Raw genomic sequence first — 14,623 nt, 5'->3', positions numbered from 1 at the left:
AAAAAATGCCCGCCCTGCGTTTCGAAATGCGATCGAATCGGCAAGTTCGTTACGTATCGGGAATCGAATAACAAAAAGAAGAACACCTAAATTCCCTATTCGACGCGAATCCTCCAAGATAGGCACGCCGCCGGCGGGGCACGTGCCTGCCCCATCGGCGGCGATACGCAGGCCAGCGTATCCCTCTTCCACTTGGAGAACACAGAATGAACAACAATGCGTTGACGCGTTTCGTTCCGCGTGCGTTTGCCGCGGGTTGTCTGCTCGCGGCGAGCGTGTCGCACGGTGCCGGCGTCTATGCGCCCTATGTCGACGTGACGCTTTATCCGACACCGCTGATCGACCAGATCGGCGTGCGCCAGGGCATCCAGCAGTTCACGCTCGCGTTCGTGGTCGCGGGCAACGGCTGCGTGCCGTCGTGGGGCGGCGTGCAGCCGATCGGCAACGGCGCGAGCGGCGGCCTGCTGACTGCACTGTCCACGTCGATCGCGAGCTACCGCGCGAAAGGCGGCGAAGTCGCCGTGTCGTTCGGCGGTGCGAACGGCACGCCGCTGATGCAGGCGTGCTCGACGGTCCCCGCGCTGAAAGCCGCGTACCAGACGGTGATCGACACGTACGGCCTCACCCATGTCGACTTCGACATCGAGGGCGGGTCGCAGCAGGACACGGCGGCGATCGCGCGCAACTTCCAGGCCGTCGCGCAACTGCAGGCCGACTACGCGGCGAAGGGCAAGCCGCTGCATGTGACGCTGACGCTGCCGACGATGCCGACCGGGCTCACGCAGGACGGCGTGAACGTCGTCAACGCGGCCATCGCGAACAAGACCGCGTTCGATGCGGTCAACGTGATGGCGATGGATTACGGCCCGGCGAACCTCGACATGGGCGCCGCGGCGATCAGCGCCGCGCAGGCGCTCTACTCGCAGCTCGACACGGCGTTCAAGTCGGCCGGCCAGCCGAAGACGAATGCGCAGCTGTGGCAGATGGTCGGCGTCACGCCGATGATCGGCGTCAACGACGTGCAGGGCGAGACGTTCACGCTCGCGAATGCGCAGACCGTGCTGAACGCGGCAGTCGCGAACGGCTACGGCTTCTTCGGCAACTGGTCGGTCGGCCGCGACCAGGCGTGCCCGTCCGGCGGCACGTATGCGTCGCCGACCTGCTCGGGCGTCGCGCAGCAGCCGTACGCGTTCGCGACGATCTTCAAGAAGCTCGACGGCAAGTGGGGCGCGGGCGTCACGCAGGACCCGAACTACGGCGGCGGCACGAATGGCGGCACGCCGCAGCCGGGCGCACCGTGGGCGGCCGGCCAGGTCTATACGGCCGGCGCGACGGTCACCTACCAGGGCACGACGTATCAGGCGCAGTGGTGGACGCAGGGCGACGTGCCCGGGCAGGCGGCCGTGTGGAAGCCGGTCGGCGGCGGCACGCCCGCGTGGTCGGCGACGACCGCCTACCAGGGCGGCACGTGCGTGACGTATCAGGGCGCGAAGTATTGCGCGAAATGGTGGACGCAGGGCGACAACCCGAGCGCGGGCGGCGTGTGGGTGAAGTCGTGACGTTGCGACGGGCCGGCGCGTGACGCGCGACGGGCCGTGTTCGGCGTGGCAGGACCGCACGCCGGCAACGGCCCGCTGCCGGCGCCGTCGGGTGCCGCCGCCCTACCCGCGCGCATGCTCGGCCAGCAGCCGCGCCTTCGCGTCGACGAGCAGCGCCGCATGCGCGTCGCGATGCTGGCGAATCCGCTCGGTCGGCCCGACGACCGACAGCCCGTACCAGTCGCCGTCGAGCATCAGCGCAACCGCGATCGCCGACAGTTCGGGCGCGCTCTCGCCGAAGTTCTCCGCCCAGCCGAGTTCGCGAAACCGCGCGGTCTGCGCGACGAGCGCCGGCAGGTCGGCCACCGTCGCGTCGGTGAAGCGTTCGAACGGCAGTTGCGCGCCGAGCGCCTGCTGCACGTCGCTCGCGAGTTCCGCGAAGATCGCCTTGCCGATCGAGTTCGCGTGCAGCGGGCGCAGCTCGCCCGGCTGGCGCGTATAACGGATCGCCTGCTCGGATTCGACGACGTCGAGGTAGGTGACCGACACGCCCTGGATCTTGCCGAGCACGGCGGTTTCGCGGGTCGCGTCGCGCAGCGCGACGAGGTGCGGATGCACGATGTCGACGACCGGGTCGGTCGCGTCGATCGCGGCGGCGACCGTCTGCAGGCGTCGCGTCGGATAGTAGCCGCCGCGCTTGCGCACTTCGTACAGATAGCCGCGGCTCACGAGCGTGCGCGCCATCGCGAGACAGCTCGACGCCGGCACGTTGAGCAGGCGCGCGAGTTCGGTCAGCGGCAGCGGCCGCCGTTCGGCGGCGAACAGCTCGAACAGGTCGAGCGTGCGGGCAACGAGTTTGACGTCCATGACGAGCGCTTGATTCGGAACGGGAAACCGCGCGCCGGGCGAGCCGCCGGGTCGGTACGGTCAGTACGACTTCGGCAGCCCGAGCACCTTCTCCGCGATGTAGCACAGGATCAGTTGAGGGCTCACGGGCGCGAGCCTCGGAATCATACACTCGCGCAGGTAGCGCTCGACATGGTATTCCTTCGCATACCCCATCCCGCCGTGCGTCGCGATCGCCGTCTGACAGGCCTGGAACGCGGCTTCCGCGCCGAGGTATTTCGCCGCGTTGGCCTCCGCGCCGCACGACTGGCCCGCGTCGTAGCGCGTCGCGGCCTTCATCACCATCAGCCATGCGGCCTCGAGCTGCATCCACGCCTGCGCGAGCGGGTGCTGGATCGACTGGTTCTGCCCGATCGGCCGGCCGAACACGACGCGCTCGCACGCATACTGCGTCGCGCGGCGCAGCGCGGCCTGCCCGAGCCCGATCGCCTCGGCGGCGATCAGGATCCGTTCGGGGTTCAGGCCGTGCAGCAGATAGCGGAAGCCGTCGCCTTCGTTGCCGATCAGGTCGTCGCGCGACACGCGCAGGTTGTCGATGAACAGCATGTTCGAATCGACCGCCTTGCGGCCCATCTTCTCGATTTCGCGCACCTCGACGCGCGAACGGTCGAGGTCGGTATAGAACAGGCTCAGCCCGTCGGTCGGCTTCGCGACCTGGTCGAGCGGCGTCGTGCGCGCGATGATCAGCATCTTGTTCGCCACCTGCGCGGTCGAGATCCAGATCTTGCGTCCGCTCAGCACGTAGTGATCGCCGTCGCGGCGCGCCTGCGTGCTCAGGTGCGTGGTGTCGAGGCCCGCGTCGGGCTCGGTCACCGCGAAGCACGCCTTGTCGCGCCCGGCGATCAGCGGCGGCAGGAAGCGCGCCTTCTGCGCATCGTTGCCGAACACCTGCACCGGGTTCAGCCCGAAGATGTTCATGTGGACGGCCGACGCGCCGGACAGGCCGGCGCCCGATGCGCTGATCGTGCGCATCATCAGCGCTGCCTCGGTCATCCCGAGCCCGGCGCCGCCGTAGGCGGGATCCATCGCGATGCCGAGCCAGCCGGCGTCGGCGAGCGCCGCATGGAAATCGGCCGGAAACCCGCCCGCGCGATCGCGTTCGAGCCAGTAGTCGTCGCCGAAGCGCTCGCAGATTTTCTCGATCGCGCTTTCGATCGCGCGCTGGTCGTCGGTCAGGTCGAACTGCATGGTTTGCTCTCCAGGAAAACGTGAACGGCCGCGCCGCTTTCGCGACGACACCGGGCCGCCCCGGCCGTCGCGCCGACGAAAAACGCCTTCGGGCGGCCGGCACGCGGCGTCGGGGCAACGCGCACGGTCATAACGGAAACACGCCCGTCGCGACCGCGGCGAATACCATCAGCACGGTGGCGGCGAACAGGAACGGAATCGTGAATTTCTGGTGCTCGGCGAGCTCGACGCCGGTCAGGCCGACGATCAGGAACGTCGCGGGCGTAAGCGGGCTCACCGGAAAGCCCGTCGTCATCTGGCCGAGCAACGCGGCTTGCGCCATCTGGATCGGCGGCACGCCGAGCAGCTTGCCGCTTTCCGCGAGCACGGGCAGCACGCCGAAGTAGAACGAATCGGGATCGAACAGCAGGCTGAGCGGCATCGACAGCAGCCCGAGCACGAACGGCATGTGGTGCGCATGCTCGATGGGCACGTGCGCGACGACGACCTCGGCCATCGCCTTCAGCATCCCGGTGCCGGACATGATCCCGGTGAACGCACCGGCCGCGAGCAGCACGCTCGCCATCATCAGCGCGGCCTTCGCATGCGCGTCGATCCGCTCGCGCTGCGCCTGGACGTCCGGGTAATTGATCACGAGCGCGGCGACCGTGCCGAGCATGAACATCACCATCGGGTCGACGATGCCCGACACGAGCGTGACGAGCACGACGAGCGTCAACGCGACGTTGATCCCGAATCGCCGCGGCCGGCGCAACGCGCGTTCGGCGTCGGTCAGCTCGCGCGGCGCGATCGCGAGCGACGCCGCGCCGGCGCGGTCGAGCCCGAGCCGTTTCGCCTCGCGCAGGCCGAGCACCCAGGCGGTGCCGAACACGAACGCGAGCCCCACGATCTGCACCGGAATCATCGGCGTGAAAATCGCCGAGCCGGGAATGTGCAGCGCCGCCGACGCGCGCAGCATCGGCCCGACCCACGGCAGGAAGTTGACGCCGGCCGCCATCGACGCGACGCACGCGAGGATGCGGCGATCCATCCCGAGCCGCGTATAGAGCGGCATCATCGCGGGCAGCGTGACGAGAAACGTGACCGCGCCGGAGCCGTCGAGATGGATCAGCAGCGCGAGCAGCGCCGAGCCCATCACGATGCGCGGCGGATGGCAGCCGATCACGCGCAGCACGCCGGCGATGATCGGGTCGAGCATCCCCGCATCGGTAAGGATGCCGAAAAAAAGAATCGCAAAAACGAACATCCCGGCGATCGGGCCGATGTTCTGTACGCCGTGCACGACGAACTTGCCGGTCTGCAGCCCGAAACCTGCCGCGAGCGACGCGGCCACCGGCACGACGATCAGCGCGACGAGCGGCGACAGCCGCTTCGTGATGATCAGGCCGAACAGCGCGACGATGGCGACCGCGCCGATCCATGCGAGCATGATGCGTCTCCTCTTCTGCCGGTGCGCATGTCGGTGCGTGTCGACGCGCGGGCCGGCGTGATGTCCGAATGACGGTGCGCGCGGCGCGCGGCCGTGCACCGCGGTACCGCACGGCTGGCGGCCGCGATGCCGGTCAGCGCCGGCGGTCGTCGGCGTTGCCGTTGTCGTTGCCTTCGTCGTCCGCAAAAACCTGCGCCGCATGTTCGTTCAGCGCGGGCGGCGGACGCCGGTACGTGGCCGGCGTGCGGCCGAGCTTGATCGGCGACGCGATGCCGCGATGCCGGCCCAGCTCGATCTTCATCCGCCGATGCGCGACATGCGGGTGGTCGAGCGCCGCATCGAGCCCGAGCACGGGCGCGCACGGCACGCCGCGACGCATCAGTTGCTCGGCGAGCGCGGCGCCGTCGTGCGCGGCCAGCGCCGTTTCGAGCAGCGTGCGCAGCGCGGTGCGATGCTGACTGCGCGCGCGGTTGTCCGCGAAGCGCGGATCGTCGAGCCAGTCGCGCGTGCCGAGCACGTCGCACAGCGCGGCGAACTGCCCGTTGTTGCCGACCGCCAGGAAGATGTCGACGCCCGCCGTCGGAAAGCTGTCGTACGGCGTGATGTTCGGATGCGCGTTGCCGGTGCGCACGGGCGCCTTGCCGGAATGGAAGAAGTTCGGCGTATGCGGATGAAGGATCGACAGCGCGCAGTCGAACAGCGTCGATTCGACGAACTGGCCGCGGCCGCTGGCGTCGCGCTCGCGCAGCGCCATCAGCACGCCGAGCGCCGCGTTCAGCCCCGTGACGAGATCGACGATCGGCACGCCGACGCGCAGCGGCGCGCCGCCGGCTTCGCCGTTGACGCTCATCAGCCCCGCGAGCGCCTGCACGGCCGCGTCGTAGCCCGGCAGCCCGCCCAGCGGGCCGTCCGCGCCGAAACCCGACACGCGGCAATGGACGAGGCGCGGAAACCGCGCATGCAGGGCGTCGAACCCGAGCCCCCAGCGCTCCATCGTGCCGATCTTGAAGTTCTCGACCAGCGCGTCCGCATGTTCGAGCAGCCCGAGCAGCCGCTCGCGATCGGCCGGCTGCGTCAGGTCGAGCGCGATACCGAGCTTGTTGCGATTCACGCCGAGAAAGTACGACGCGGTGTCGCCGTCGAACGGCGGGCCCCACGTGCGCGTTTCGTCGCCGGACGGCGGTTCGACCTTGATCACCTCCGCGCCGTGATCGGCGAGGATCTGGGTCGCGTACGGACCGCCCAGCACCCGCGACAGATCGATGATGCGCAATCCCGCCAGCGCGCCCTGCTGCTCGTGTTCCGCCATGCGTCTCGCTCCTGGTTCCGGTTGATCGGACTGCCGGTTCCGGCGTCCCGGCGCGTGCAGCGCGGTTGCTCCGGATTCGACGAATAATTCTTGTATGTGAATTTATATTCACACCCACGAATTATGTTGTCAAGCCCGGATGGACCCGGCTGCCGCGCGGACGACGTCGGCGTGCACGAGGTGGAACGGCACCGAACGCGCGCCGGTTGCGGTCGCGCCCCGCCGTTGGCTAAGCTGGCGGGCGACATTCATCCCCCCCATACAAGGCGGAACATTCATGAAACGGTTGTGGCTGGCGGCCTTCGTGCTGGCGTCGACGCTGGGCGTCGCGCACGCGCAAAACCAGACTTTCCACTTCGGCGAAGGACAAGCCGGCATGCCGGGCGCGGCGCCGCACGCTGCCGCGCCGGCGGCCCGGCCCGCGCCCGCACGCCGGCACGTCGCCGCGCCGTCGCCTCATCATCGGCGTGCGGTTCACAAGCGCCGCCATTCGCGCGGCGCGAAGCCGGCGCGCGGCGGGATCTACACGCACGCGTGACTGGCGTCCGTGGCGCGACCGCGGTGCACGCGATTGTCACGAACGGCCGGTAACATCGGCGCGGCGGCTTGCATGCCGTCGCCGCCTGCTGCCGGACCCTGCGCAGCCGACGTGCCTTTCCTCCACGATTCAGCACCTGTTTTGCCAGAACATGAGCACCGGGCCGGATACCCTCGCCGTCAACAAGGAACGCGCCACGATCGTGTGCCGCCAGCGCAGCAGCGTGCTGCTGGTCGCGCGCACCGCGGCGCGCTGGTCGCTACCGGGCGGCACGATCCGGCGCGGCGAGACGCCGCTCGAAGCCGCGCAGCGGGAACTCGCGGAGGAAACGCGGCTGGAGGGGCTCGCGCTCGACTACGCGGTGCAGTTCGGCGGGCTGACGAAGCTGCATCACGTGTTCGTGGCCGACGTGCCGGCGCACCTGACGCCGCGCGCGAGCAACGAGATCGCCCGCTGCAAGTGGTTTACCGTCGACCGGCTCGATACGCTGCGAGCCAGCGTGCCGACGCGCAAGATCATCGAGTTGCTGCGGCTCGACTGTTTCTCTGCGCTCGCGAGCGGGCCGCTTCGCTGAGGCCGATGCCGGGTCGGGCTCCGACCGCGGCGATTACGCGCGCAGGAACGGACCGGCCTTGCGTTCGAGCAGCGCGACGAGTGCGGGTTGCATGAACGCGTAGCGGTCGGGGATGTCGAGGCAGACGATCTTCCGGTGCTTCAGATGCGCACCGAATTGCGCCGACAGTCGCGCCTTGTGCGCGCGCTCCATCACGAACACGATGTCTGCCCAGTCGAGTTGCTCGGCGGACAGCCGTACGTCCGCGTCGGGCGCGAGGCCCGCGGAGTCGGTTTCGATGCCGGGCCACGCGGCGAACACCGCTTCGGCCGTCGGGCTGCGTAGCCGGTTGCGGCTGCAGATGAACAGTGCCCGTGTCATGTCGCTTCGCGGCCGCCCGAAAGGCCGGCTCAGCCCTGCGGAATCGTGCCCGGCCGCACGTACGCAAGCATGTGCGGCACGTAATCGGCCTTGCCGAGCTCGACGCCGTGATGGCGCAGGATCGCGTACGCAGCGATCGCGTGGAAGTAGAACTGCGGCAGCGCCCAGTCGCGCACGTACTGTTCGCCCGTCATGTCGAACGCGATCCCGTTCGGCAGTTCGAGCGTGATCGGCAGCGCTGCGCCGCCATCGAGCGCATCCGGCGCGAGTTCGCCGAGAAAGGCGAGCGTGCCGGCGATGATCGCCTGCGCATCGGCCGGCGAACCGGGTTGCGCATCGGCGTTCCAGCCCGCCTCGCGCAACGCGAGCAACGCCGCCGGCAGCGGTTCGCCGCGCAGCCGGTGGACCGGCTCCATCGCCTGGAAACACGAGAAGCGCACCTGGGCGGCGAGCGGATACATGTCGGGCGCCAGCCTCAGCGTCATCGCCGCGTCGGGTTCGTCGCCGGCGGACTGCCGGTGCGCGACGGCCTTGTCGAGCCACGCGGACTGCGCACGCAGCATCTGGATGTAGGTCGGAACGAGAAGTTGGGTCGGTGACACGCGTGCGCTCCTGTGCTGGGGTTCGCGCCACACGATAGCAGCGTCGGCGCAAACCTGCATCCTTGGTCGGGCGCGCCGTGTGCCGTCACGGCTTGCCGTGCCGCGCCAGGAACCGGTCGAGCTGCGACGCAAACGCCTTGCCGTCGCGCGCGCTGAACGGCGCCGGCCCGCCCGTGTCGATGCCCGCGCTGCGCAACTGGTCCATCATCGCGCGCGTCGACAGGCGTTCCTCGATGTTCTCGCGGCTGAACCAGTTGCCGCGCGGGTCGAGCGCGTGTGCGCCCTTGTCGAGCACGGCGGCGGCCAGCGGGATGTCGGCCGTGATCACGAGGTCGCCGGGTTCGGCCAGCTCGACAATGCGCGCATCGGCCACGTCGAAGCCGGCCGGCACCTGCACGGCCTTGATGAACGGCGACGGCGGCGTGCGCAGAAACTGGTTCGCGACCAGCGTCACGCAGATCTCGGCGCGACGCGCGGCGCGAAACAGCATGTCCTTGATGACGGCGGGACACGCGTCGGCATCGACCAGTACTTGCATGGTGGAGGTTTCCGGTGGGCAGAAGCAGAAGCGGCGATCATAGCGCACCGCCGGCCGGCCATCGGCCGCCGAGATCGGTGCGAAGCGCGTCGGCCGTCACCCGCTGCGCGCCCCACGACGCGGCGAGCCGCGCACCCTGCCCGATCCGCACGGCCGCATCGTCGAAGTCGACGAACACGACGTGATCGGCCGCCGCGGGTCTGGCCGGCGTGTCGCGCGTGCGCCCGTCGGACAACACCCATAGCCAGCGCGCTTTGCCGGGCTCGCGCCGCGCCGCGCGGGCGAGCAACTGCGCGGCGGCCGCGATGCCGTCCGCGAGCGGCGTACCGCCGCCGCCGTCGACCGGCTCGAGCCAGCGCGCATTCCACCAGCGCGGCACGGCCGGGCCGAAGCGCCGCACGGCGCCGTTGCCGCCGAAGCAGACCAGCGCGGTTTCGACACGCGCGCGCGCGGCCTGATCGAAATACGCGACGATCAGCCCCTTCGCGAGCGCGAGCCGTTCGTGCGACAGCATCGACGCCGAACAGTCGAGCACGAAGCAATGCAGCGCGTGCGGCGTGCCCGCACGTTTCCCGTAGCGCAGATGATCGCGATGCAGCGGGCCGCCGCGTTTCGCGGCGAGCGTCGCCGGCCAGGCGATGGCCGCGCCGGCGCGCACCGTGCCCGGCACGCGCGCGGCGGCGCCTGACTGCCATCGAGGACCGCGAATCGCGTTCGCGGCGGCGCCGGCTCGATGGCTCAGCGTTTTTTTAGCGGCAGCGGCACCACGCTTTTCACGTCGCGCAGCCCGGCCGGTTCGGGCGGCAGGTAGCCCCAGTCGGCCTGCGGTGCCGACACGCCGGCCGTCGGGTCGTCCGTTTCGCGCGGCCGGTCGTCGGGGCGCGGGTCCGGCGGCGCGCGACCGTCGCGTTCGCCATCGTGCTGCGACGACTGGTACGACGATTGCTGCGACGACTGCGGCCCCGCATGGCGCCGGTGCCGCAGCACGGCCTCGGCCACGCGCTCCACGTGCGACACCGCCACCGCGCCGGCCCGTTCCAGCGCGGCCAGCGCACGCGCGGCGCGCAGCATCACGAGATCGGCACGCAGCCCGTCGACGGCCGCGTCGATGCACAGCGCGCTGACGCGCGCATGGACCGCATCGTCGAAATCCAGCGCCGGCAACCGGGCGCGCGCCGCGCGAATCCGGTCCGCGAGTTTCCGCTGAGCGGACGCGTGACGCGCGCGAAACGCGTTGGGATCGAGATCGAACGCGAGTCGCGCCTTCACGATCCGCTCACGCTGGGCGGCGTCGAAGCAGTTCTCCAGTTCGACCATCAGCCCGAAGCGGTCGAGCAACTGCGGGCGCAGCTCGCCCTCCTCGGGATTCATCGTGCCGACCAGCACGAAGCGCGCGTCGTGCGAGTGCGACACGCCATCGCGCTCGACGATGTTCACGCCGCTCGCGGCGACGTCGAGCAGCGTATCGACGAGCCCGTCGGCGAGCAGGTTCACTTCGTCGACATACAGCACGCCGAGATGCGCGCGAGCCAGCAGGCCCGGCCGGAAGCGCACGCCGTTTTCGGCCAGCGCATGCGCGAGATCGAGCGTGCCCGTCACCTGCTCGTCGCTCGCCGACAACGGCAGCGTGACGAACTGCCCTTCCGGCAACAGCTCCGCGAGGCCGCGCGCGGCAGTCGACTTGGCGGTGCCGCGCGGCCCGCTGACGAGCACGCCGCCGAGCGACGGGTCGATCGCGGCAAGCAGCAGCGCCTGCTGCAACGCGTCCTGCGCGACGAGCGCCGCAAACGGAAAAACCGCGCGGGCGCGGTGCGTCGTCGGATCGGTCATCGCCGCCCCCCTTCCTGAAGTTGTTCGCTCGCGAGCCAGACCGCTTCGATCCGCTCGCGATAGTTGCCCGGCTGCTGCCACAACCCGCGCTGTATCGCCTCGACGAAGCGTTCGCAGATCCCGTGCAGCGCCTTCGGGTTGTGCCGCTCGAGGAACGCGCGGGTAGCGTCGTCGAACAGGTACGCGTCGGCGACGAGCGCGTACTGGTGATCGGACAGCACGCGTGCGGTCGCGTCATAGCCGTACAGATAGTCGACGGTCGCGGCCAGCTCGGCCGCGCCCTTGTAGCCGTGACGCTTCACGCCGTCGAGCCATTTCGGGTTGACGACGCGCGAGCGGATCACGCGCGCGATTTCCTCGCGCAGCGTGCGCATCTTCGGCGCGACCGGGTTCGCATGGTCGCCGTGGTAGATGCTCGGCTGTTGCCCGGACAGGTGCCGCACCGCCGCCGTCATCCCGCCCTGGAACTGGTAGTAGTCGTTCGAATCGAGGATGTCGTGCTCGCGACTGTCCTGGTTCTGCACGACGACGTCGATCGTCGCCAGCCGTTCGCCGAACACGTCGGCCGCCGCGTCGCCTGCGCTGCTCTGCGCGTACGCATGGCCGCCCCATCGACGGTAGGCGTCTGCGAGATCGGCGTCGGTCTGCCAGCGGCGCCGGTCGATCAGGTCCTGCAGGCCCGCGCCGTAGCTGCCCGGTCGCGCGCCGAATACGCGCCAGCCGGCGCGGCGCCGCGCTTCGTCGTGCGCCACGCCCTGCGCGATCCATTTCGCGCGTTCACGCTCGATGCGCGCGCGGATCGGGTTCAGCGCCTCGGGCTCGTCGAGCGCGGCGACGGCCTGCACGGCCGCGTCGAACAGGTGCATCAGGTTCGGGAACGCGTCGCGGAAGAAACCCGACACGCGCAGCGTCACGTCGATGCGCGGCCGGTCGAATATCTCGATCGGCAGGATCTCGAAGTCGGTCACGCGATGGCTGCCGTGCGCCCATTTCGGCCGCACGCCGATCAGCGCGAACGCCTGCGCGATGTCGTCGCCGCCGGTGCGCATCGTGGCCGTCCCCCACACCGACAGCCCGATCGCGCGCGGATAGTCGCCATGATCCTGCAGATGGCGCTCGATCAATTGCTGCGCGGATTTCAGGCCGAGCGACCACGCCGCCTGCGTCGGCACCGCGCGCGTATCGACCGAGTAGAAGTTGCGGCCGGTCGGCAGCACGTCGGGACGGCCGCGCGACGGCGAGCCGCTCGGCCCCGGCGGCACGAAACGGCCGTCGAGCCCGCGCAGCAACTGACGCATTTCCTCGCCGCCGCAGGCGTCGAGCGCGGGTAGCAGCATCGTGCGCACGCGCTCGATCACCGCGAGCGCATGCGGCCATGCGCCGGGCGGCGGAATGTCGATGCGGGGTCCGTCTGAAGCGGCTCCGCACACGGCGTCGAGCCAATGCTGCGCAAGCCGTTCGAGCCGCTCGCGCGTATCGCCCGCATGACGCCACGGCGACGCATCGAGCGCCTGCAGGACGGTCGGCCGCGGCCCCGTCCACGGCGCGGCCCAGTCGGCCGCGAGCGGGTCGAAATCGTCGCCGAGCGCGAGATCGCGCGCGAGTGCGCCGATCAGCCCGGCGCGTTCGCCCTTGCCGTCGCCGACCGGAAAACGGGCGAGCGCGAGCAGCGTGTCGCGCCGCTGGCGCTCGATCGGCGACGCGCCGAACACGTGCAACCCGTCGCGAATCTGCGCTTCCTTCAACTCGCACAGCCATGCGTCGACCCGCGTGAGCAGCGCATCCTCGTCGCCCGCGTCGCGCGGCGGCGACACGCTCAGCTCGTCGTGCAGCCGATGCTCGGCGATCGTCGCGAGGATCGACTTGCGCAACAGCTTCGCGCGCCGCGCATCGACCATCAGCGCTTCGTAGTATTCGTCGACCTGCCGTTCGAGATCCTGCAGCGGGCCGTAGTTTTCCGCGCGCGTGAGCGGCGGCATCAGGTGATCGACGATCACGGCCTGTGTGCGGCGCTTCGCCTGGCTGCCCTCGCCCGGATCGTTGACGATGAACGGATACAGGTGCGGCAGCGGCCCGAGCGTCAGGTCGGGCCAGCACGCGTCGGACAGCGCGACGCTCTTGCCCGGCAGCCATTCGAGATTGCCGTGCTTGCCGAGATGGATGACCGCGTCGACGCGATACGCATCGCGCAGCCAGAAATAGAACGCGAGATATGCATGCGGCGGCACGAGCTCCGCATCGTGGTAGCTCGCGTAGTCGTGGTCGTCGCGCGAGCGTGACGGCTGGATGCCGACGAACACGTTGCCCGCGCGCCAGCCGGCGATCGTGAAACGCCCTTGCCGCAGCGTCGGGTCGGCTTCAGGCGGCCCCCAGCGCGCGTTCAGCGCGTCGCGCACGGCCGCCGGCAGCCGCGCGAAATGCGCGACGTAGTCGGCCAGCGGGAAGCTCTGGAACGCCGGGCGCAGCGCATGCACGGCCGTGTCGTTGGTCACGCCTTCGGTGAGCCGCGCGATCAGCGCGTCGCCGTCGGGCGGCAGATCGGCCACCGTATAGCCCGCGTCGCGCAGCGCCGCGAGCACGCGCAGCGCGGATGCCGGCGTGTCGAGCCCGACGCCGTTGCCGATGCGCCCTTCGCTTTGCGGATAGTTCGCGAGAATCAGCGCGATGCGCTTGTCGGCATTGTCCAGCGTGCGCAGCCGGCACCAGCCGCGCGCGAGCGCCGCGACGAACGCGATCCGCTCGGCATCCGGCTGGTAGCGCACGACGTCGACCTCGGTATGCGGGCAGCGATACGCGAGCCCCTTGAAGCTCACCGCGCGCGTGACGATGCGCCCGTCGACTTCGGGCAGCGCGACATGCATCGCGATGTCGCGTGCGTGCAGGCCCTGGTTGTCGGCCACCCACGCGTCGCGATTGCCGCCGGACAGGATCACTTGCAGCACCGGCGCGTCGCCGGCGAGCACGTCGTGTTCTGGGCTGTCGATCGCGCCGGCCGCGAACGCGGTCGTGTTCAAGACGAGTGCGACGCCGTGCGTGTCGCAGAGTTGCGCGATGACCTCGCGGCTCACCGCATCCTTCAGCGACGTCACCGCGATCGGCAACGGATTCAGCCCTGCGTCGATCAGCGCGTCGGCCAGCGCATCGAACACGGCCGTGTTCGCGGCTTGCCAGTGCGCGCGATAGAACAGGATCGCGACGACGGGCGCGCCGGGTGTCCAGCGCGGCCGCCAGTCGTCGACGCTCGCGCGATCGCGCGCCGGGTGATACAGCGCGGCGGCCGGCAGCGGGCGTGGCGGTTCGGGCTCGTCGCCGAACCCGAGCGTGTGAAACGCGATGCTGCGCAACAGCGCGTCGGCGTTGTGCACGCCGCCTTCGCGCAGATAGCGCCACCATAGCCGGCACAGGTCGGCCCCGACCGTGCTCTTCGCGACGAGGTTCGGGTCTTCCTGCAGGTCGCCCGAGAACATCGCGAGCCGTTGCCCGCTCTTCGACGCGAGCGACACCGCCTGTTCGATCCCGTACGGCCAGTACGCTTCGCCGCCGAGGTGATCGATCACGACCGTCTTCGCGTGACGCAGCACGTCGTCGACGTAGAAATCGACCGACGCCGGCTGCCGCAGGAACGTGACGTTCGCGAGCCGCACGCTCGGGAACCCGGCGGGCAAGTGCGGCACGACACTCGCGAGCAACGACAGCGTCGTGTCGGCCGAGCTCAGGATCACGATGTCGGCCGGCTGCTGGTCGATCCGGACGACGCCCTGCGTATCGTCGACGAAGCCGCCCGGCGTGGTGCGCAGCAGATGCATCGTGC

13 protein-coding genes are annotated in these 14,623 nt (G+C 69.9%); 3 read left to right on the top strand and 10 right to left on the bottom strand.

Annotated features, from left to right (window positions below; translation table 11 throughout):
• The first annotated feature begins 206 nt into the window (after positions 1-206).
• Entirely contained in the window at positions 207-1,559 is a 1,353-nt protein-coding gene (locus WS89_RS06235) for a chitinase (RefSeq protein ID WP_059789894.1), read from the top strand.
• A gap of 102 nt (positions 1,560-1,661) precedes the next feature.
• Here WS89_RS06235 and WS89_RS06230 read toward each other — a convergent pair whose 3' ends face one another.
• From WS89_RS06230 to WS89_RS06215, 4 genes are all read right to left on the bottom strand, one after another.
• Positions 1,662-2,405 (bottom strand): IclR family transcriptional regulator, encoded by a 744-nt coding sequence (locus WS89_RS06230; protein ID WP_059789892.1) that lies wholly within the window; start codon positions 2,403-2,405, stop codon positions 1,662-1,664.
• Positions 2,406-2,465: 60 nt separating this feature from the next.
• Positions 2,466-3,632, bottom strand: a complete 1,167-nt coding sequence (locus tag WS89_RS06225) for an acyl-CoA dehydrogenase family protein (RefSeq protein ID WP_059498922.1) — start codon at positions 3,630-3,632, stop codon at positions 2,466-2,468.
• Positions 3,633-3,759: 127 nt separating this feature from the next.
• The gene (locus WS89_RS06220; RefSeq protein ID WP_059789962.1) at positions 3,760-5,061 is read right to left on the bottom strand and encodes a CitMHS family transporter; all 1,302 of its coding nucleotides are present in this window, start codon (positions 5,059-5,061) and stop codon (positions 3,760-3,762) included.
• A 133-nt stretch (positions 5,062-5,194) separates the two neighbouring features.
• Positions 5,195-6,370 (bottom strand): CaiB/BaiF CoA transferase family protein, encoded by a 1,176-nt coding sequence (locus WS89_RS06215; protein WP_059498924.1) that lies wholly within the window; start codon positions 6,368-6,370, stop codon positions 5,195-5,197.
• 277 nt (positions 6,371-6,647) lie between these two features.
• Between WS89_RS06215 and WS89_RS06210 the strand changes: the two genes are divergently transcribed.
• The gene (locus WS89_RS06210) at positions 6,648-6,908 is read left to right on the top strand and encodes a hypothetical protein (protein WP_059789890.1); all 261 of its coding nucleotides are present in this window, start codon (positions 6,648-6,650) and stop codon (positions 6,906-6,908) included.
• 151 nt (positions 6,909-7,059) lie between these two features.
• The gene (locus WS89_RS06205; RefSeq protein ID WP_059498926.1) at positions 7,060-7,482 is read left to right on the top strand and encodes an NUDIX hydrolase; all 423 of its coding nucleotides are present in this window, start codon (positions 7,060-7,062) and stop codon (positions 7,480-7,482) included.
• Between the two features lie 33 nt (positions 7,483-7,515).
• Here WS89_RS06205 and WS89_RS06200 read toward each other — a convergent pair whose 3' ends face one another.
• From WS89_RS06200 to cobN, 6 genes are all read right to left on the bottom strand, one after another.
• On the bottom strand, positions 7,516-7,842 hold the full coding sequence (locus WS89_RS06200; RefSeq protein ID WP_059789888.1) for a low molecular weight protein tyrosine phosphatase family protein: 327 nt from the start codon (positions 7,840-7,842) through the stop codon (positions 7,516-7,518).
• A gap of 29 nt (positions 7,843-7,871) precedes the next feature.
• The gene (locus WS89_RS06195) at positions 7,872-8,504 is read right to left on the bottom strand and encodes a DUF1993 domain-containing protein (RefSeq protein ID WP_059498927.1); all 633 of its coding nucleotides are present in this window, start codon (positions 8,502-8,504) and stop codon (positions 7,872-7,874) included.
• A gap of 25 nt (positions 8,505-8,529) precedes the next feature.
• Positions 8,530-8,982, bottom strand: a complete 453-nt coding sequence (locus WS89_RS06190) for a YaiI/YqxD family protein (protein WP_059789886.1) — start codon at positions 8,980-8,982, stop codon at positions 8,530-8,532.
• A gap of 37 nt (positions 8,983-9,019) precedes the next feature.
• Positions 9,020-9,652, bottom strand: a complete 633-nt coding sequence (locus tag WS89_RS06185) for a vWA domain-containing protein (RefSeq protein WP_059789884.1) — start codon at positions 9,650-9,652, stop codon at positions 9,020-9,022.
• A gap of 68 nt (positions 9,653-9,720) precedes the next feature.
• A complete protein-coding gene (locus WS89_RS06180; RefSeq protein WP_059789882.1) occupies positions 9,721-10,812 on the bottom strand; it encodes an ATP-binding protein in 1,092 nt (363 codons plus the stop codon).
• Positions 10,809-14,618 carry a cobaltochelatase subunit CobN gene (gene cobN / locus WS89_RS06175; protein WP_059789879.1) on the bottom strand — a complete coding sequence of 1,270 codons (3,810 nt, stop codon included), beginning with the start codon at positions 14,616-14,618 and terminating at the stop codon, positions 10,809-10,811. The genes WS89_RS06180 and cobN overlap by 4 nt, the downstream gene beginning before the upstream one ends.
• Positions 14,619-14,623: the final 5 nt, after the last annotated feature.

The sequence above is a fragment of the Burkholderia sp. MSMB1072 genome, assembly GCF_001524725.1.
Classification (GTDB): domain Bacteria; phylum Pseudomonadota; class Gammaproteobacteria; order Burkholderiales; family Burkholderiaceae; genus Burkholderia.
This window is presented reverse-complemented; position numbering and strand designations above follow the sequence as displayed.